The following is a 17,597-nucleotide window of genomic DNA, read 5'->3' as shown; positions in this document are numbered from 1 at the left end:
AACAAGTCTTAAATAATTAATAAGTTTGTCCAACTTTTTGGGGGCAGTCCATCGCTGTGGGCTTTTCATTTCAATCGGGTTTAAATGGCGGTTTGCTTGCTACTATTTAAGGCTGGATGCAACGTACAGTATAATTCCGTACTTTCGTAGCTCCTCCTGCGTTCGTCATCCTGAATTTATTTCAGGATCTTCATCATTGACATTTAGCGTTGTCACCATTTAAGAAATATAAGTTCATTTAAGCTTATATGTGCTTACATGCCTTATATGGTTTAAAGTAAATAGAATTGGTTCATCACAGGATCTCCGTTGTAGAGCTAGTCATAATTATCTCAATTTATGTCGACGGTAAAAATTATGCAAAAATAATTATCTGTGTTAATCTGTATTATCTGTGGTTAATTAAGGACTTCGAGACGCTTCGACTCCGCTCAGCATGACAATCGAGTGGGTATCCGTGCTTTCTGTGTCTCCGTGGCAAAAAAGTCTTCAAACAAAAAAGCCACTCTTTCAAGTGGCTTTATATCGTTATACTTTTTTAAAATCCCCTTTAGGGATTATACATTAAATCTAAAGTGCATAATGTCGCCATCTTCCACTACATAGGTTTTTCCTTCAACACCCAATTTACCAGCATCTTTACAAGCGTTTTCCGAACCTAAGGTTACGAAATCGTTGTATTTGATTACCTCAGCACGGATAAATCCTTTTTCGAAATCAGTGTGGATAACACCGGCAGCTTGTGGCGCTGTAAAACCTTTGGTAATCGTCCAGGCCCTAACTTCTTGTACACCAGCGGTAAAGTAAGTGTAAAGGTTTAATAATTTATAAGCCGCACGGATCAGTTTGTTTACACCTGATTCAGTTAAGCCTAAATCAGCTAAAAACTCCTGACGCTCCTCGTAGCTATCCAGTTCAGCAATTTCCGATTCAATTTTAGCAGAGATCACTAAAACTTCAGCATTTTCATCAGCAACATTAGCTTTAACTAAATCAACATACTTATTGCCGTTAATTACCGATGCCTCATCAACATTACAAACATACATTACCGGTTTTTGCGTAAGCAGGCCTAAATCTTCAATAAAATCGAAATCATCTTGAGCCAATGCCGCAGTACGGATAGATTTGCCAGCTTCTAAATGTGCTTTAACCACCGTTAAAATTTCATAGGTACGTTTAGCATCTTTATCGCCACCTGTTTTAGCCATTTTTTCAACTTTTTGAATACGTTTATCAACGGTATCCAAATCTTTAAGCTGTAGCTCAGTATCAATAATTTCACGGTCACGGATCGGATCAACAGAACCATCCACGTGAATTACATTTCCGTCATCAAAACAACGTAAAACATGAATAATTGCATTGGTAGCACGGATATTTCCTAAAAACTGGTTTCCCAGGCCTTCACCTTTCGATGCTCCTTTTACCAAACCCGCAATATCTACAATCTCGATGGTATTCGGTTGTACTTTGTTTGGCTTAACCAACTCGGCCAGTTTGGTTAATCTATCATCAGGTACTGTAATTACGCCAATATTGGGCTCAATAGTACAAAAGGGAAAGTTTGCTGCCTGCGCCTTTGCATTTGATAAACAGTTAAAAAGAGTCGATTTCCCAACATTTGGTAAACCAACTATACCACATTGTAATGCCATTATTTATTAGTCTTTAAGTCTTTAGTCCACAGTCTTTAGTCGGTAATCGCCCTATATCTCACCTCATCCACTCTAGATTTTCCATCTCCTGCCTCCGCTAAAACCGCGCAAAGATAAGCTTTTAAAACCTTTATTTAAACCCTTGCTATTGTATCAAATCTATATTTTATCTAAGTTTAGCCCAAAATAGATAGTGATAAATGGAAGATTTTGAAAATGAAGTGCCCCAGGAAGTAAAATTGGTTGTTAGCGAAGAAATGCGGAGCTATTTTTACGATATGAGTAAATGGGCAAGATTTTTATCAGTTGTGGGTTTTGTTATCTCGGCATTTTTAACCCTGGGTTCATTTGGAATAGGGGCTGCGGTAACGGCTAATCCAGGGATGCTCAATCAATTGGGGCCATTGGGCGGTATTGGTGCAACAGGCATCACCATATTTTACCTGCTGTTGGCTTTGTTCTTTTTTTACCCAAGTTTATTGCTGCTGCGCTTTTCGGCCAAAGTTAAACAAGGGGTTTTGTTCGGCGATCAGGAAAATTTAAATGATGCCATTGCTCATGTAAAATCGCTCTTTAAATTTTGGGGTGTAATTACCATCGTATTAATAGCCAGTTATTTTCTTTTGCTATTGGCAGTACTCTCAGGCGGAGGCATAAAATAAAATATTACGCACACGAAAAAGCCTCCCGATTTTTAAAATCAGGAGGCTTTTTTATTGAAATTATATTACTTAAAAAGTAAAATCGTCGCTTGCTTTAGTGCTATGTTCTCCATTTTCAGAATATTCATAACGTTTTTCAACCACATCTTGGTGAGTTTTGATGTAATCAACAGTTTCATTTAGTCCTTCTGCAAATTTTTCGAAATCTTCTTTGTATAAAAAGATTTTATGTTTTACAAACACACCGTCTTCTAATCTTTTCTTACTCTCGGTAACTGTTAAATAATAATCACCTGATCTAGTAGCCTTCACGTCGAAGAAATAAGTTCTCTTACCTGCTCTTACTTTCTTTGAAAAAACTTCTTCTCTTTCCTTGTTGTCGAATTCTCCCATGGTTGGTATTGATGTTGGTTTTTGGTTTCGGTAAATATAAAGCAAATATTTAAAGTTCAAAATACAATTTTAATACATTTTAAATAGTTCGGGTTTCCTCCTCCAAAAGTTGGTGGTTATAAAGCTCGGTATAGCTGCCATTTAAACTAAGTAATTCATTGTGTGTGCCTTGTTCAATGATTTTGCCATTATCCAGCACCAAAATCTTATCCGCATTTTTAATGGTAGAAATCCTGTGGGCAATTAAAATACTTGTTTTTCCAGCCATAATTTTACCAAGATTTTGTAGTATTTCCTCCTCGGTTTTAGTGTCAACCGCCGAAAGACAATCATCGAATATTAAAATCTTAGGTGATTTAATCAATGCTCTGGCGATAGAGACGCGTTGTTTTTGACCTCCAGAGAGGGTTATTCCACGTTCGCCCAGCATGGTTTCGAATTTTTCTTCAAAATCGATAATATTGGCGTAAACCGAAGCGTTTTTAGCAGCAGTATGCACCTCTTCATCCGTAACCTGGTCTAAACCAAAGGCAATATTATTCTTTATCGTATCAGAAAATAAGAAAACCTCTTGTGGTACAAAGCCAATCTGGCTACGGTAATCTTTTAGATTTAAGGTTTTAATTTTTTTTCCATCAATATCAATAGCACCATTTTCTACATCGTACATGCGCATAATCAGATTGGCCAATGTCGATTTTCCGGAGCCCGTTTTTCCGATTATGGCTACAAATTCGCCACTATTAATCTCAAAACTCACATCTTTTAAGGCTTCAATCCCTGTATCTGGGTAGGTAAAACTTACCTGGTCGAACTTGATATTGCCATTTAGCTCAATTTCAGCAGTTTCTTTCGATTGGATATCAGATGGGATATCTAAAAATTCATTTATCCTTTTTTGCGATGCAGCAGCCCGCTGAATTAAAGAAGTAACCCAGCCCAGCATGGTTACCGGAAAGGTTAACTGGTTGATGTAAATGATAAATTCGGCAATATTCCCTGCGGTGATACTGCCATTCATCACCTGGATACCGCCGATGTATATGGTTAAAATGGTACTCAGGCCAATTAATAAAAGCATAGTAGGGTAAAACAAGGCCGATACTTTAACCAGGCTCATCGAGTCTTTTTTATAATCGTTGCTCTGGATGGAGAACATGTTTCGGGTATAATCTTCACGAACATATGATTTAATGATCCTGATCCCCGAAAAACGCTCCTGCACAAAACTAGAAAGATCTGACAAACGTTCCTGTATCTTCCCACTTTTTTTGAAGATCAGGGTATTTACATAATAGATAATGATTACAAGGAAGGGAAGGGGCAATAAGCAATAGATAGCCAGTTTTGCATTTACATCAAACATCGACCAGATAATTAGTACCGATAGCACAAAAGTATTAATCGTGTACATAATCGCCGGACCAACGTACATCCTTACCCGGTTAACATCTTCTGTGGCACGGTTCATTAAGTCGCCAGTGTTATTCCGGCGGTAAAAACCCAGGCTAAGCTCCTGATAATGTTGGTAGATATCGTTTTTCATATCGAACTCTATATGCCGCGACATTAAAATAATGGTTTGGCGCATAAAGAATAGGAACAATCCACGCAATAAATAAAGAGCAATAACCAACAAGCCGAAAAATAGAAGATTGCTACTAAATATATCGTAAATTATAGCCTGGCGATCGAAACCGTAAAAGAGATTAAATACCTGAATGTTTTCGGTAATCAGGTCAACTGCATAACCAATTACCTGGGCTGGCACTACACCAAAAATATTAGAAATTACCACGAAAATACTTCCGGGTATAATCCACCATTTGTATTTAAGAAAGTATTTGTTTAATCGGCTTAAATGTTTCATTCCATACAAACTTAGCTAATTTTGTTATTTCATGATGCATATTTATCTATTCTGGTCTAAGTTAAAAATTAATGACATTGTTGGCGCAAAATGTTATTTGTAGGGCTTGCTTTTAAATATGTTTGCTTTTTGAAAACGAGCGGTTCTGCCTTTCATCGCTATAGTAGCCCTGCTATCCATTTCAAGCCGATTGAAGGATCGGGCTTTACATTGCTATCAGGTTTATTTAACTATGGCAGTAGGGCTTGGTTAAACGAAATCTCTTGTCAGTTTAATTATAGAAATTGAAAAGCATTGGATGTTTAGCTCATTCGCTTCTTACGCCTTGGTTCGTATCCTCACAAACCAAACATTAGTGAATTTAACCGCGTTTTTTTAATCATTTATTATAATCCTATAACGTTTTAAAAATCTCAAATGTTTATTAATTTAGCTACAACCGAATTAATTTTGTTATAGTTTCGTTAAATACGTGTAATAATGGTTTTTTATTTTAATTTTGCAGCAGGTTAGCCGAACGTTCAATATGCCAGCAAATTCTCCGTCAGATTTTTCAATTTTAGATCAATTAAGTGTCTATGGCCATAAAAAGTTGGTTTTTTGCAACGATCCAGATACAGGTTTAAAAGCAATTATTGCTATACACGATACCACATTGGGCCCTGCTTTAGGCGGAACACGTATGTGGAGTTATAGTACAGAAGGCGAAGCTTTAGAAGATGCACTGCGTTTATCGCGTGGAATGACTTACAAGGCAGCGATAACTGGATTGAATCTGGGTGGTGGAAAAGGCGTAATTATCGGCGATTCCAGGAAAGATAAAACAGAAACTTTAATGCGTAGCTACGGTAGGTTTATTAAAAACCTAAATGGCGAATTTATTACGGCAGAAGAAATGGGTACCAATACACGCGATATGGAATATATCCGTATGGAAACCAATTATGTTACTGGCGTTCCCGAATCAATTGGTGGTGCTGGTAATCCGGCTCCTTTTACCGCGCAAGGTGTTTATTTAGGTATTAAAGCAAGTGTTAAAGAGGTTTTCGGTACAGATATGCTAGCCGGAAGAACCATTGTAGTACAAGGTATCGGAAATGTTGGCGAGCATTTGGTTGCACTGTTAAGAAAAGAAAATGCCGAAGTTTTGATCAGCGATATTAACCAGGAGCAATTAACTTACGTTGCCCGGAAATATAAAGCAAAACCGATTGAAGCCGATAAAATTTTTACAACAGATGCCGATGTTTATGCTCCATGTGCAATGGGTGCTACCGTTAACAACAAAACCATCGAAAAAATGAAGTTTGCAATTATTGCAGGTTCAGCAAACAATCAGTTAAAAGATGAGGTTTTAGACAGCGAATTACTTTTGAAGAAAGGGATTTTATTCGCACCTGATTATTTAATTAATGCAGGTGGATTAATTTCTTGTTATTCTGAGTTAACGGGTTTTGGTAAAAAACGTACTGTACAGCTTACAGAGAATATTTACGATGCTACAAGAAGTGTAATTAAGTTAAGCAAAACCGAAAATATATCAACAAATATTGCAGCCAATCGCATTGCCGAGAAACGGATTGCAGATGTTAAAAAAATTAAATCGTCATATTAAATCATAATTATTAAAACAGGTTTTAAAAAACCGCACTCGTTCTTACATTCATGTTAAACAGAAGGCACTTAAGAATCAAAGCTTTGCAAAATATTTTTGCTTGGCACATGGCAGACAAAAAAGACATTAAAGGTGATTTGAAAACTTTAATGCAGAGCATCGACAGCGTGTACGAAATGTACATCTGGATGTTATCTTTAATGGTAGAAGTTACCGAATTTACTGCTAACGACGCCGCAGAGCGCGCAAATAAGTTTATTAAAACCGCAGAGGATATTAATCCCAACATGAAATTGCTGCACAATAAGTTTAGCGTTTTAATGCAGCAGAATCCCGAGTACGTATCTGCAGTTAAAAAATACAAGGTAGATTGGGGTTTCGATCCGGAAATCCGTAAAACAGTTTACAATTCCTTAAAAGCATCAAAAGAATATGCAGATTATCTTGCCGATCCAAACGAAAGTTTAGAATCATCAAAGGATATTATTAAATACATTTTCAGGAAAATCATCTTAAAAAACCAGGCCATTTTGCAGGTTTTCGAAGAGAAATTTATCAACTGGCAGGTAGATCACGAAGTGATGAAAGGTATGGTGGCCAAAACCTTGAAAAACTTTACTTTCGAAGATCCTTTTAAAAATAAACTGACCGAAATTAGTGCAGATTGGGTTGAAGACAGCAAATTTGTTCAGGATCTTTTTGTACATACTTTGCAGAACGATGCAAAATATCAGGAAATGATTGCCGATAGAACCAAAAATTGGGAATCGGAACGTATTGCATTAATGGATACCATTTTAATGAAAATGGCCATTTGCGAATTGTTAAACTTTCCATCTATTCCGGTTAAAGTAACCATCAACGAATATTTAGAGTTATCAAAAGATTACAGTACACCGAAGAGTAATTCATTTATTAACGGTATTTTAGACAAAATTTTAGGCGATCTTAAGAAAAACAACACCATTAAAAAGATCGGCCGCGGATTAATCGAAGATTAAAAATGAAAAGAATATTTATCTTGGCTATTGCTGCGCTTTCATTTGCAGCATGTCGTAATGCAAACAATCAAACCAGCGAAACCGCAACAGCTGTTTCAGTTGGCAACGATACTTCAAAAACAGCTAAAGTTGCTTCTGCAGATGCGCCTGTTATTGTTTTCGAACGCGATATTTTCGATTTTGGTAAAATAACGCAAGGCGAAAAAGTTAAGCACGATTTCAAACTTAAAAATACAGGTAAAAGTCCGCTGATTGTTTCAAATGCAACTGCAACATGTGGTTGTACTATTCCTCAGGTACCAGGCGAACCTATTTTGCCAGGTAAAGAAGGAGTAATTAGCGTAGTTTTTAACAGCGAAGGTAAAATGGGCATGCAAGATAAGGTAGTAACCGTTACGTCAAATGCAAATCCAACAGTAACTACTGTTCATTTGGTAGGAGAGGTGCTTGCTAAAAAATAAATTGGTTCGATTGTTTATGGCAATAATCCATAATGATCAAAATTCACAAAAAACACAAATAAATAAGAAATGACATCAACAGTAATATTACAGGCAGCAGCAGGTGGTAGTAACATGCTAACTACAATCGTACCAATGGTACTCATCATGGTAGTTTTCTACTTTTTCATGATCCGCCCGCAAGTTAAAAAAGCTAAAGACCATAAAAAATTGGTTGCAGAATTGAAAAAAGGAGATAAAATCGTAACTACCGCGGGTATTCACGGTCGTATTGCCGACATGAATGAAACAACTTTTTTAATTGAGGTTGAAGGTGGTGTAAAGATCCGTTTCGATAAATCAGCAGTTTCTTTAGATGCAACCAAAGCAGTTGTAGCGCCTAAAGCCTAATAAATTAATAAAATTTAAGCGCAGTCCCGAAAATTTTCGGGACTGTTTTTGTTTTACTACATTTGATTAAATGCATTTTGGATAATGTTTTTCCAGCTTACAGCTAATATTTAATTTATTATTATGCCCTTTATTAGACTAACTAAGATTGAAAAAAGACGTGTGTTTAGCTTATTGGCCTGCTTGCTGCTGGCTATAGCTGCATGGCTTTTTATGGCATTAAACAACAAATATATTTATGTAGCAAAAACCGTTTTGGTTTTTAAAAATACACCTACCAAAAGAGCATTTTATCCCTTACAGTCTGATACGATAGATTTACAGGTTGAAGGAACTGGTTGGCAGCTACTGTTTGCCCGTTTAAGGATCAGTCCACCCTCTGTTTCTGTTAATTTAAGTCAGCTCAATACCAAAGATTTTATTGTTTTTTCCGATCAGCTTTTCAATATCAACAGACAGTTAGAAAGTACACAAAAGGTAATTTCTGTTAAACCCGACACCCTTTATTTCGATTTCACCAAACGGGTAGTGAAAAAAGTTCCTGTAAAACTGATCGATAAACTGAGCTTTGAAAAGCAATATGGCATCTCTAGTGAGGTTATCCTCAACCCGAAATATGTTAAAGTGGCGGGCCCTGTAGAGGAGCTAGCCAAAATAAAGTTCTGGCCTACAGATACACTTAAGCAGGATAAAATACAAAGTAGTAGCACGACCAGGATTGCCTTACAGCACAGTATCCATAAAAATGTAAGTATTTATCCTTCATCTGTAGAGGTTAGATTACCTGTTGATGAGTTTACGGAGAAGACTATCGAAGTACCGTTAAAAATTACAAACAATAGGAATTATAACAATCTTAAACTATATCCTAAAAAAGTTAAAGTTACCTTCTTAGTCGCGTTAAGCAATTACGATCAGGTTGACGAAAGTTTTATTACCGCTACCATTGATGTAGACGAATGGCAAATTTTAAAGCACCGTCAGTTTACGGTGAAGATAACCGAGTTTCCTGATTATTGTAAACTGGTAAGCGTAATGCCATCCAAAATAGATTTCATTGTAGAAAAATAATGTATAAAGTAGGAATAACAGGCGGAATAGGCAGTGGTAAAACAACGGTTTGTAAGGTTTTCGAAGTATTGGGGATCCCTGTGTTTTACGCCGATACTGTTGCCAAAGAAATCATGTGCAAAGATGCTTTGTTGGTGGAGGGAATTAAATCTACTTTCGGGAAAGAAAGTTATTTCGAAGATGGAAGCCTAAATAACAAGCATATCGCTGGCATTGTTTTTAATAACGAAGAAGAGCTTGCAAAATTAAATGCATTGGTTCATCCGGCAGTTTTTAGGGCATTCGATGCCTGGGAAGCAACCATTCCTGCCAATACATCATATACCTTAAAAGAGGCTGCTTTGTTGTTCGAAAGTGGCTCTTATACAATGTGCGATACTACAATACTGGTTACTGCTCCTTACGAAACCAAAATGAAACGGGTAATGCTGCGTGATGGGGTAACAGCAGAGCAGGTTAAAGCACGTATGGATAAACAGTTGAGCGACGAAGAAAAAGCGAAAATGGCCAACCATTTTATCATAAATGATGAGCAAGAATCTATAATCGAACAGGTTTTAGCTTTACACCAAGAATTTCTTAAGGCGGCCGAAAAATTTAAGAATAGCAAGGCTTAATCAACTTAAATCATTACATCCTTAAATCCTTTCATCCTGATCATGATTTTAGAAGATTTTATTACCATTAGTCCAACGGGTTTATACTGTGTTTACGGCGATTTTTACCTCGATCCACAACAGCCCGTTAAAGAAGCGGTAGTTTCGCATGCCCATGGCGACCATGCTATTGGAGGAAGCCAAAATGTGTACTGTACTGCTGCAACCGCAACTTTTATGAAACACCGTTACCGCAAATTTGCCGCGGTCGATTTTTTTACCAAAAATTATCACGAACCCTTCAAAATAAAAGATATTACCATTACTTTCCATTCTGCGGGTCATATTTTGGGCTCTGCACAGGTTTTAATGGAGTATAAGGGTGTAAAATACCTCTATACTGGCGATTATAAGATTGAGCCTGATAATACCTGTGAGCCTTTCGAATTTGTTGAAGCAGATGTGTTGATTACGGAAAGTACCTTTGCTAATCCAGAAACCAAACACCCTTCACCAATAGATGAAATTAAAAAGCTAAACGAAACCAATGCGAATATCATGCTTGGTGCTTATGCATTGGGTAAGAGCCAGCGGATTATCCAACTGCTCAATGCGCATTGCCCTACGAAGAACATTATGGTTCACCACAGTATTATGCCCTTTGTTAAAATCTACGAAGATTACGGAATGAAAGTAGGAAATTATAAAATGTACGATAGAAAGGTGATGAAAAATAATCAAGAGCACCAGGTTTATATTGTGCCGCCAATGGTTTTTCACAGTTACCATAAGGCGATTAATGTAGTACGCGCCTTTGCCTCTGGATGGAAGAACCTGCAACAACAAAACGGGATTTCACTTTATATTTCTGACCACGCTGATTGGGATGCAATTTTAGAAACCATAGAAAAAGTTAAACCAAAACAAGTATGGACTTTACATGGTGATGGTAAACAGCTTAAAGATTATTTTAAAAACAAACTCGAGGTTAAAATACTTAATGGATAAAAATGATTGACTGATCGCATTAGAGAATGATTGAATGAGTAATGAAGGTAAGACGAATTAAAAAACATTCCCTCATTTAATATTCAATCATTCCATAATTCCCTCATTCAAAATCCTGTCATTCAATAATTATGTTAAAAGAAGGCGAAGATTTTTACTTTAACGAAGATGGACTAATGGTTTTTACCGAAGCCTACCATTTAAAACGTGGTTATTGCTGCAAGAATAAATGTAAGCACTGCCCATGGGGTTATGGGAAGAAGAAAGAAAAGAAGTAATGTAGTTGGCAATTTCAGTTTACATTTCTCAATTTTTATCTACAAAATCATTTCTCCTTACTAAAGCGAACATGATCATAAATATCGCTTAGCGCTATATCAAAGCCCATCGAAACAAGAGTTAGTCTATCAGCTATTTCCTTGTGTTAATTGAGTACCCAGTTTTTTTCTTCATTCATGTAATAAGCTTCAATCGAAATAGATTCCGAATCGATCATAATGTATTCTTTTAATGATGGAATATCTTTATAGAGGTTAAATTTTTTCCCTTTGTCGTAATTTTTGGTTGAAGGTGACAGGATTTCAATAGTCACAGTTGGTAAAATTGAGGTGTCTTCATCAACATCACTGTGCGTTAGACCATTGCAGTAAATGGAAATATCAGGATAGGTAAATAAAGTATTCTCAGGAATATTCATTCGTTTATCACTTCCATAAGGCCTGCAGGGCTTGCCTTTAAGTTTTTGAACTATTTCTCCAAAAACATTGCTGAAAATCTCGTTGTGATTATCACCGGCACCAGACATTGCAAATACCTCCCCTTGGAAATACTCGTGCTTTACTGTTGATGCTTTTTCCATCTCAAGATATTCTTTAACAGTATAACTTCTTTTTTGATAAGCTACAGCTGGTTCATTTACAATTTCGTCCATATATAAATTTGTTGAATTTTGTCCGAAAGGTTAATTGTTTAAAATTGCCCAATTGAAATTGCAAACGGAATCACATTACGGCGTTAAAGGAAACATGGTTATAAATATCGGTTAAGGCTACGCCGAATCCCATCGAAATGAGATTTAGTGTATCAGAAATCTCTTCATGTTTGTTGAGTACCCAATGCTGTTTATCATTAATATAATAGGCCTCTACCAATACAGAATCTGAATCAATCATAACGTATTCTTTTAGTGATGGAATATCTTTGTACAGGTTAAATTTTTTCCCTCTGTCATAATTTTTGGTTGAGGGAGACAGGATTTCAATGATTACAGTTGGTAAAATTGAGGTGTCTTCATCAACATCACTGTGCGTTAGACCATTGCAGTAAATGGAAATATCAGGATAGGTAAATAAAGTATTCTCAGGAATATTCATTCGTTTATCACTTCCATAAGGCCTGCAGGGCGTGCCTTTAAGTTTGTCCCCAATTGCAATAAAAACATTACTGAAAATCTCATTGTGGTTATCACCGGCGCCTGACATTGCAAATATCTCGCCCTGAAAATACTCATGCTTCACTGTTGATGCTTTTTCCATCTCCAGGTATTCTTCAATAGTATAATGCCTTTTTTGGTAAGCTACAGCAGGTTCGTTTACAATCTCATCCATATACTAATTTACAGATGTTTATTCACAAAAGTTAAATGTATAAACGATTAAACGTTTAAAACGGCTACTAAGCTAATGGCGTGAATGGTTAATCGGTTAACCTTTTAAATTGGCTAATCGACTGCCGACTAAGGACTCTAGACTAAGGACTTAATGCCCTGCGAAGAAACCAATTAATGCTACACCAATCCCCAATAAAACGGCAATCATTTTGCGGGTATTGATTTTATGATCGGCACTCGATTCGAATAAGATGGTGGTAGAAATATGTAAGAAAATACCGATCACAATACCCATAATTTTATTGAAATACGCATCAATGCCGCCAATAGTACCATTGCTTAAGCCAACACTTACATAAAAGCCCAGAGGTGCCATGATAGCAAATACAATCAGATAAAATATAATACTGCTTTTCTTATAATGGTTTTGCATTAATATGCTTGCCAGCGCAAAAGCAGCTGGGATGTGGTGTAGTGAAATTCCAAAAATCAGCTCATTGTGCTGTTCTTTTGCTAAAGGCATCCCCTCTAAAAAAGCATGCAAACACAAACTGATCATAATCCCAAAGGGAAATACATGCCCGTCGTGATGTTTATGGATATGGCCGTGTTCTACACCTTCTGAAAACTGCTCCAAGAAAATCTGCAATAAGAAACCAATCAGAATAAAAACGCCAATCTGCCATTTGTCGGGGCCGCTGTAAGCGTCAGGAATTAAATGTAAAACTGTAATGGCAAATAAATAGGCCCCACTGAAAGACAAAATCAGTTTCAGTAGTTTAGATTTATCGCTCTTTACTAAAAATATAGCTGTCCCACCTAAAAAGGCACAGAAAAAGAGTACGCAGAGTTTCCAGATTTCCATAAGTTAAAAATCAGGTTGTAATTTTTTAAATATTCTAGAACAGATAATCCCTATGGTAATGCCCAGTAAGGCACCGGTAGTTACATCAACAGGATAATGAACACCAACATATACCTGAGCAAAACTGATGATAAGCGCCCAGAAAATACCGATAGGCAAAATAGGTTTCCATCGGCTATAAAAAATGCAGATTAAAAAAACGGCAATCGCAAAGTGATTGGTGGCATGTGCAGACGGAAAGCTCAGGCCACTCCCACAGGGAACACGGTGGATAATATCGTTCGCCAAACTTAAATCATTACAGGGCCTAACCCGGGCTATCCAAGGCTTCACTACTCTCGACGCAATTAAATCGCCCATAGCGAAGGTAAAAAGAACCATGCCTATAATGTAATAACCTTGTTTTTTATACTGTTTAATACAAAAAACAATAATAAAAAGGTAAAGGGGCGACCAAAAGAAACGGTTACGCATTAAAGGCATCAACCAATCAAAAAAGCTGTTTGAAAGCCCACGATGGATTTTCAAGAACAATTCTACATCAAATTGCTGTATGCTTTCTATCATGCTTTTTTACAGATTAAAATTAACCGGTCTGAACTGTTTTCGTCAAAATCGTCTAAACCATAACTGCCAAAAGTTTTTTCGATAACCATCCCTGCCTTGGTTAGCATGCGTTGGAAATCCTCAAAACTAAATGCCTGCACCCGTTCTTCGAAATTGTATACCTTTTGTTTGTCTTCGAAATTTATCTTTTTGATAATTTTTCCGTCGATGACATTTTTGGTGATATTAAAAGTTATGCCATCAAGCGATTTTGTTTCGCAATGATTTAAGTTGCGGATAATTTTTTCGGTATTAAAATAATCGAGCACCAAAATCCCCTCAGCTGTTAAGCATTTTCGAAAGGTTTTAAGTGCATTTACATGATCTTTTTCGGTATCGAAATAACCAAAACTGGTAAACAGATTTAAGGCCACATCAAAGTAATTGATGTAAAATAACCTACGCATATCGTGTACAAGAAAATGTAATTTATTGTTTTCGAATTGCTTGGCGTATTTTATACTTTGTTCCGAAAGGTCTATTCCGGTAACATCGAAGCCTTTTTTGTTTAAATAGATTGAATGTCGGCCTTTGCCACAGGCAATATCCAACATTTTAGCATCGGGCCTTGGGTGTAAAAATTCCGTAAGTTTATCGATGAAAAATTCGGCTTCAGCATCATTTCGTTGTTGATAAAGAATATGATAATATGGCGAATTAAACCAATATTGAAACCACTTGCGTTGCATATAAAAGCCGTTTGTATCTTAAAAAGATGCAAATATAAGGTTTTACAGTCGCTAGTAAAGTTAGAATATGTTTTTATGCAATAAAGTTGCAAGAATATTATGAATACGGTATCCGATTAAACACACGTTTGTTTTTGACCATAGTCTCAATTCTAGAAAACTGATCGTGCAAATAGATATAAAAGCAATGTAAATTAAAGTGCACAAACACTCCTAAATAGCTGCTATCTTGTTTTTTTTCTTATTTTTGAGCCTCAATTAAATTATATACAGTGACTTTAATAAAATCAATTTCAGGAATACGAGGAACCATTGGCGGAAGGGCTGGAGACGGCTTAACCCCATTTGATATTGTGAAATTTACAGCTGCTTATGGGAGCTGGGTAGTGCAAAAAACAGGCAATAAAAGAATAGTTTTAGGTCGCGATGCCCGCATTTCGGGTGAGATGGTGAATAACCTGGTTATCGGAACTTTACAAGGCTTGGGTATTGAGGTAATCGATTTAGGTTTATCAACCACGCCAACTGTAGAAGTAGCTGTACCTGATGAAAAAGCAGGTGGTGGTATCATTTTAACCGCAAGCCATAACCCAAAACAATGGAATGCCTTAAAATTACTAAATGCAAGCGGCGAATTTATTAGCGACGCTGATGGAAAAGAAGTTTTAGATTTGGCAGAGCGTGCTGATTTTGATTTTGCTGAGGTAGATAAATTGGGTAAAGTAATTAAAAACGATACTTACCTTCAAAAGCACATCGATAAAGTTTTAGCATTACCATTGGTTGATGTTGAGGCAATTAAAAAGGCCGATTTTAAAGTCGTAATCGACTGCGTAAATTCAACCGGCGGTATTTTTATCCCTGCTTTGTTAAAAGCTTTGGGTGTGAGCAAGGTGGTAGAATTATATTGTACACCAGATGGACATTTTCCACACAATCCTGAACCACTACCAGAAAATTTAACCGAAATATCGAAAGAAGTTCAGAAACAAAATGCCGATTTAGGGATTGTTGTTGATCCGGATGTTGACCGTTTATGTTTTGTGAACGAAGATGGTAGCATGTTCGGTGAAGAATATACTTTGGTTGCTGTTGCCGATTATGTATTGAAAAATACACCAGGAAATACGGTTTCAAACCTTTCATCAACACGTGCATTACGCGATGTGACCGAAAAAGCAGGAGCAGAATACAATGCATCAGCAGTAGGAGAGGTGAATGTAGTGAACAAAATGAAGGCAACAAATGCCATTATTGGTGGCGAAGGAAACGGTGGGATTATTTATCCCGAATCGCACTATGGAAGAGACGCCTTGGTTGGCATTGCCTTATTCTTAACACATTTAGCTAAATTTGGCAAATCGATCTCGGTATTAAGAGCTAGCTATCCACAATACCACATTTCTAAAAACAAAATTACCCTTACGCCAGAAATGGATATCGATAATCTGTTGAAACAGGTAGAAGAAAAGTATAAAAATCAGCCATACAGTACAATTGATGGATTGAAGATAGAATTTGATAAAACTTGGGTACATTTGCGCCGTTCGAACACTGAACCGATTATCAGGATTTACAGTGAAGCAGAAAATGAAACCATTGCCGAGAATTTGGCTAACAAAATTATTTCTGACATTAAAGAAATATTACACCTTTAATCTCTAAAGGATTTCAGGATTAAGCATACCTGTTCAGGGTTTAATAAAACGATTAAACCCTGAACGTTTAAAACAAAGACTGCCACTAGCAAGGTATCTTTGCAACACAAAACTTTTAAATATTCGTAGAAATGAAAAGGGTCTATTTAGATAATGCGGCCACAACGCCTTTAGATGCAGCAGTAATTGCAGAAATGACAAATGTAATGGAAAACTATTTTGGTAATCCATCTGCTATTCATGCGCTTGGCCGCGAGGTAAGAACGCTGGTAGAAAAAGCCCGTAAAACCGTTTCTGGTCTGTTAAATGCATCTCCATCCGAAGTGTTTTTTACTTCTGGAGGCACCGAGGCCGATAATACAGCCATCCGTTGTGGAATTTCAGCTTATGGAATTAAACATGCCATTACTTCGAAAATAGAGCACCATGCCGTCGAGCATACTTTAAATACGATGCTTAAAAATGGTGAAATCGATAAATTAAGTTTCGTTAATATTGACGAAAAAGGGAATGTCGATTACAATCATCTCGAAGAACTGCTTCAAAATAACGAGCGTAGTTTTGTTTCGTTAATGCATGCCAATAACGAGTTGGGTACACTGACCGATATGGTTAAAGTTGGCGATATCTGTGAGAAATACAATGCCATTTATCATGCCGATACCGTTCAAACCATGGGGCACTACCCGCATAACGTACGCGAGCTTAAAGCACATTTTATAGTTTGCGCAGCACACAAGCTCCACGGACCTAAAGGTGTTGGCTTTTTATATGTAAACAGTAACATTAAAATTCCACCGATGATTTATGGTGGGGCACAAGAGCGCAACATGCGTGGTGGTACCGAAAATGTATATGGTATTGTGGGCTTAGCTAAGGCCTTAGAAATTGCTTATGCCGAAATGGATCAGCATCAGACCTATATTCAGGGTTTAAAAGATTACCTGAAAGCACAGTTAATCGCCGAAATTCCGGGTATTGCTTTTAATGGCGAAACCGATGCCGATAAAAGTTTGTACACTGTATTGAATGTATCGTTTCCAGAGATGGATATGGCCGATATGTTGTTGTTTAATTTAGATATCAATGGTATCTGTGCTTCTGGTGGAAGCGCCTGCTCTTCGGGTTCGAATATTGGTTCGCATGTGTTAAATGGTATTAATGCCGATCCAAACCGTCCTTCGGTGCGCTTTTCATTTAGCAAATACACTACAAAAGAAGAGTTAGATTATGTAATAGAAAAAGTTAAAATGGTAGTAAAGCAAAATGCTTTGGCTTAAAATATCATTAACCAAATAGGAGAGTCCCGGTGAGAATCGGGACTTTTTTTGTGCGATAAACATAGTTTGAAGTCCATTTTTTGGAAAGCAAAGACAGCATTTCATTTTAAGGTTAGCCCCGCTTTCCGTTTCAAGTCCCCGCTGCGTGGACTGCCCCCAAAAAGT

The 17,597-nt window shown here is 36.9% G+C and carries 19 protein-coding genes; 11 read left to right on the top strand and 8 right to left on the bottom strand.

What is annotated here, in order from left to right; genetic code table 11:
• Nucleotides 1-557 precede the first annotated feature (557 nt).
• Nucleotides 558-1,658, bottom strand: coding sequence for a redox-regulated ATPase YchF (gene ychF / locus J7E57_RS26605; protein ID WP_215132518.1), 1,101 nt, complete (start codon nucleotides 1,656-1,658; stop codon nucleotides 558-560).
• A 200-nt stretch (nucleotides 1,659-1,858) separates the two neighbouring features.
• Here ychF and J7E57_RS26600 point away from each other — a divergent pair, with 200 nt between their 5' ends.
• The gene (locus J7E57_RS26600) at nucleotides 1,859-2,320 is read left to right on the top strand and encodes a hypothetical protein (RefSeq protein ID WP_215132511.1); all 462 of its coding nucleotides are present in this window, start codon (nucleotides 1,859-1,861) and stop codon (nucleotides 2,318-2,320) included.
• Nucleotides 2,321-2,389: 69 nt separating this feature from the next.
• On the opposite strand, the gene J7E57_RS26595 is transcribed toward J7E57_RS26600, so the two are convergent.
• Together J7E57_RS26595 and J7E57_RS26590 are read right to left on the bottom strand one after the other, a co-directional pair.
• Nucleotides 2,390-2,713 (bottom strand): DUF3276 family protein, encoded by a 324-nt coding sequence (locus J7E57_RS26595; RefSeq protein ID WP_029275977.1) that lies wholly within the window; start codon nucleotides 2,711-2,713, stop codon nucleotides 2,390-2,392.
• A gap of 79 nt (nucleotides 2,714-2,792) precedes the next feature.
• Nucleotides 2,793-4,583, bottom strand: coding sequence for an ABC transporter ATP-binding protein (locus J7E57_RS26590; protein WP_215132509.1), 1,791 nt, complete (start codon nucleotides 4,581-4,583; stop codon nucleotides 2,793-2,795).
• 526 nt (nucleotides 4,584-5,109) lie between these two features.
• Here J7E57_RS26590 and J7E57_RS26585 point away from each other — a divergent pair.
• The 8 genes from J7E57_RS26585 (at nucleotide 5,110) to J7E57_RS26550 (ending at nucleotide 11,003) form a co-directional block, all read left to right on the top strand.
• Nucleotides 5,110-6,198: a Glu/Leu/Phe/Val family dehydrogenase gene (locus tag J7E57_RS26585; RefSeq protein WP_029275979.1), complete on the top strand. Its 1,089-nt coding sequence runs from the start codon at nucleotides 5,110-5,112 to the stop codon at nucleotides 6,196-6,198.
• 50 nt (nucleotides 6,199-6,248) lie between these two features.
• Nucleotides 6,249-7,199, top strand: coding sequence for a transcription antitermination factor NusB (gene nusB / locus J7E57_RS26580; protein WP_215132507.1), 951 nt, complete (start codon nucleotides 6,249-6,251; stop codon nucleotides 7,197-7,199).
• A 2-nt stretch (nucleotides 7,200-7,201) separates the two neighbouring features.
• Complete coding sequence (locus tag J7E57_RS26575; protein ID WP_215132505.1) at nucleotides 7,202-7,660, top strand: DUF1573 domain-containing protein; 459 nt, start codon at nucleotides 7,202-7,204, stop codon at nucleotides 7,658-7,660.
• 69 nt (nucleotides 7,661-7,729) lie between these two features.
• On the top strand, nucleotides 7,730-8,050 hold the full coding sequence (yajC, locus tag J7E57_RS26570) for a preprotein translocase subunit YajC (protein WP_116253395.1): 321 nt from the start codon (nucleotides 7,730-7,732) through the stop codon (nucleotides 8,048-8,050).
• A gap of 123 nt (nucleotides 8,051-8,173) precedes the next feature.
• Nucleotides 8,174-9,121 carry a hypothetical protein gene (locus J7E57_RS26565; protein ID WP_029275984.1) on the top strand — a complete coding sequence of 316 codons (948 nt, stop codon included), beginning with the start codon at nucleotides 8,174-8,176 and terminating at the stop codon, nucleotides 9,119-9,121.
• Entirely contained in the window at nucleotides 9,121-9,738 is a 618-nt protein-coding gene (gene coaE, locus J7E57_RS26560; protein ID WP_215132503.1) for a dephospho-CoA kinase, read from the top strand. Before J7E57_RS26565 ends, coaE begins: the two co-directional genes overlap by 1 nt.
• Before the next feature lie 42 nt (nucleotides 9,739-9,780).
• Entirely contained in the window at nucleotides 9,781-10,725 is a 945-nt protein-coding gene (locus J7E57_RS26555; RefSeq protein ID WP_215132501.1) for an exonuclease, read from the top strand.
• A 131-nt stretch (nucleotides 10,726-10,856) separates the two neighbouring features.
• The gene (locus J7E57_RS26550) at nucleotides 10,857-11,003 is read left to right on the top strand and encodes a DUF5522 domain-containing protein (protein WP_215132499.1); all 147 of its coding nucleotides are present in this window, start codon (nucleotides 10,857-10,859) and stop codon (nucleotides 11,001-11,003) included.
• A gap of 146 nt (nucleotides 11,004-11,149) precedes the next feature.
• Here J7E57_RS26550 and J7E57_RS26545 read toward each other — a convergent pair whose 3' ends face one another.
• From J7E57_RS26545 to J7E57_RS26525, 5 genes are all read right to left on the bottom strand, one after another.
• Entirely contained in the window at nucleotides 11,150-11,656 is a 507-nt protein-coding gene (locus J7E57_RS26545; protein ID WP_215132497.1) for a Uma2 family endonuclease, read from the bottom strand.
• A gap of 70 nt (nucleotides 11,657-11,726) precedes the next feature.
• Complete coding sequence (locus J7E57_RS26540) at nucleotides 11,727-12,332, bottom strand: Uma2 family endonuclease (RefSeq protein WP_215132495.1); 606 nt, start codon at nucleotides 12,330-12,332, stop codon at nucleotides 11,727-11,729.
• A gap of 150 nt (nucleotides 12,333-12,482) precedes the next feature.
• Complete coding sequence (locus J7E57_RS26535) at nucleotides 12,483-13,199, bottom strand: ZIP family metal transporter (RefSeq protein WP_215132493.1); 717 nt, start codon at nucleotides 13,197-13,199, stop codon at nucleotides 12,483-12,485.
• 3 nt (nucleotides 13,200-13,202) lie between these two features.
• Nucleotides 13,203-13,766 carry a phosphatase PAP2 family protein gene (locus J7E57_RS26530; RefSeq protein WP_215132491.1) on the bottom strand — a complete coding sequence of 188 codons (564 nt, stop codon included), beginning with the start codon at nucleotides 13,764-13,766 and terminating at the stop codon, nucleotides 13,203-13,205.
• A complete protein-coding gene (locus J7E57_RS26525; RefSeq protein WP_215132489.1) occupies nucleotides 13,763-14,494 on the bottom strand; it encodes a class I SAM-dependent methyltransferase in 732 nt (243 codons plus the stop codon). Before J7E57_RS26525 ends, J7E57_RS26530 begins: the two co-directional genes overlap by 4 nt.
• Nucleotides 14,495-14,766: 272 nt before the next feature.
• Here J7E57_RS26525 and glmM point away from each other — a divergent pair, with 272 nt between their 5' ends.
• Nucleotides 14,767-16,152 carry a phosphoglucosamine mutase gene (gene glmM, locus J7E57_RS26520; protein WP_215132487.1) on the top strand — a complete coding sequence of 462 codons (1,386 nt, stop codon included), beginning with the start codon at nucleotides 14,767-14,769 and terminating at the stop codon, nucleotides 16,150-16,152.
• 131 nt (nucleotides 16,153-16,283) lie between these two features.
• Nucleotides 16,284-17,432 carry a cysteine desulfurase family protein gene (locus tag J7E57_RS26515; protein WP_215132485.1) on the top strand — a complete coding sequence of 383 codons (1,149 nt, stop codon included), beginning with the start codon at nucleotides 16,284-16,286 and terminating at the stop codon, nucleotides 17,430-17,432.
• The last annotated feature ends 165 nt before the right edge of the window (nucleotides 17,433-17,597 follow it).

Source organism: Pedobacter sp. ISL-64 (assembly GCF_018613605.1).
GTDB lineage: Bacteria > Bacteroidota > Bacteroidia > Sphingobacteriales > Sphingobacteriaceae > Pedobacter.
Note: the sequence above shows the minus strand (reverse complement) of the source record. Positions and strands in the feature narration are given on the sequence as shown.

Bases quoted from the DNA above. Each gene is read 5' to 3' on its own strand.
- J7E57_RS26595 (WP_029275977.1), bottom strand. From the start codon at position 2,713: ATGGGAGAATTCGACAACAAGGAAAGAGAAGAAGTTTTTTCAAAGAAA.
- J7E57_RS26530 (WP_215132491.1), bottom strand. From the start codon at position 13,766: ATGATAGAAAGCATACAGCAATTTGATGTAGAATTGTTCTTGAAAATC.
- J7E57_RS26585 (WP_029275979.1), top strand. From the start codon at position 5,110: ATGCCAGCAAATTCTCCGTCAGATTTTTCAATTTTAGATCAATTAAGT.
- yajC (WP_116253395.1), top strand. From the start codon at position 7,730: ATGACATCAACAGTAATATTACAGGCAGCAGCAGGTGGTAGTAACATG.
- J7E57_RS26545 (WP_215132497.1), bottom strand. From the start codon at position 11,656: ATGGACGAAATTGTAAATGAACCAGCTGTAGCTTATCAAAAAAGAAGT.
- J7E57_RS26535 (WP_215132493.1), bottom strand. From the start codon at position 13,199: ATGGAAATCTGGAAACTCTGCGTACTCTTTTTCTGTGCCTTTTTAGGT.
- J7E57_RS26540 (WP_215132495.1), bottom strand. From the start codon at position 12,332: ATGGATGAGATTGTAAACGAACCTGCTGTAGCTTACCAAAAAAGGCAT.
- J7E57_RS26575 (WP_215132505.1), top strand. From the start codon at position 7,202: ATGAAAAGAATATTTATCTTGGCTATTGCTGCGCTTTCATTTGCAGCA.
- J7E57_RS26565 (WP_029275984.1), top strand. From the start codon at position 8,174: ATGCCCTTTATTAGACTAACTAAGATTGAAAAAAGACGTGTGTTTAGC.
- J7E57_RS26515 (WP_215132485.1), top strand. From the start codon at position 16,284: ATGAAAAGGGTCTATTTAGATAATGCGGCCACAACGCCTTTAGATGCA.
- J7E57_RS26550 (WP_215132499.1), top strand. From the start codon at position 10,857: ATGTTAAAAGAAGGCGAAGATTTTTACTTTAACGAAGATGGACTAATG.
- J7E57_RS26525 (WP_215132489.1), bottom strand. From the start codon at position 14,494: ATGCAACGCAAGTGGTTTCAATATTGGTTTAATTCGCCATATTATCAT.
- J7E57_RS26600 (WP_215132511.1), top strand. From the start codon at position 1,859: ATGGAAGATTTTGAAAATGAAGTGCCCCAGGAAGTAAAATTGGTTGTT.
- J7E57_RS26590 (WP_215132509.1), bottom strand. From the start codon at position 4,583: ATGAAACATTTAAGCCGATTAAACAAATACTTTCTTAAATACAAATGG.
- coaE (WP_215132503.1), top strand. From the start codon at position 9,121: ATGTATAAAGTAGGAATAACAGGCGGAATAGGCAGTGGTAAAACAACG.
- J7E57_RS26555 (WP_215132501.1), top strand. From the start codon at position 9,781: ATGATTTTAGAAGATTTTATTACCATTAGTCCAACGGGTTTATACTGT.
- ychF (WP_215132518.1), bottom strand. From the start codon at position 1,658: ATGGCATTACAATGTGGTATAGTTGGTTTACCAAATGTTGGGAAATCG.
- nusB (WP_215132507.1), top strand. From the start codon at position 6,249: ATGTTAAACAGAAGGCACTTAAGAATCAAAGCTTTGCAAAATATTTTT.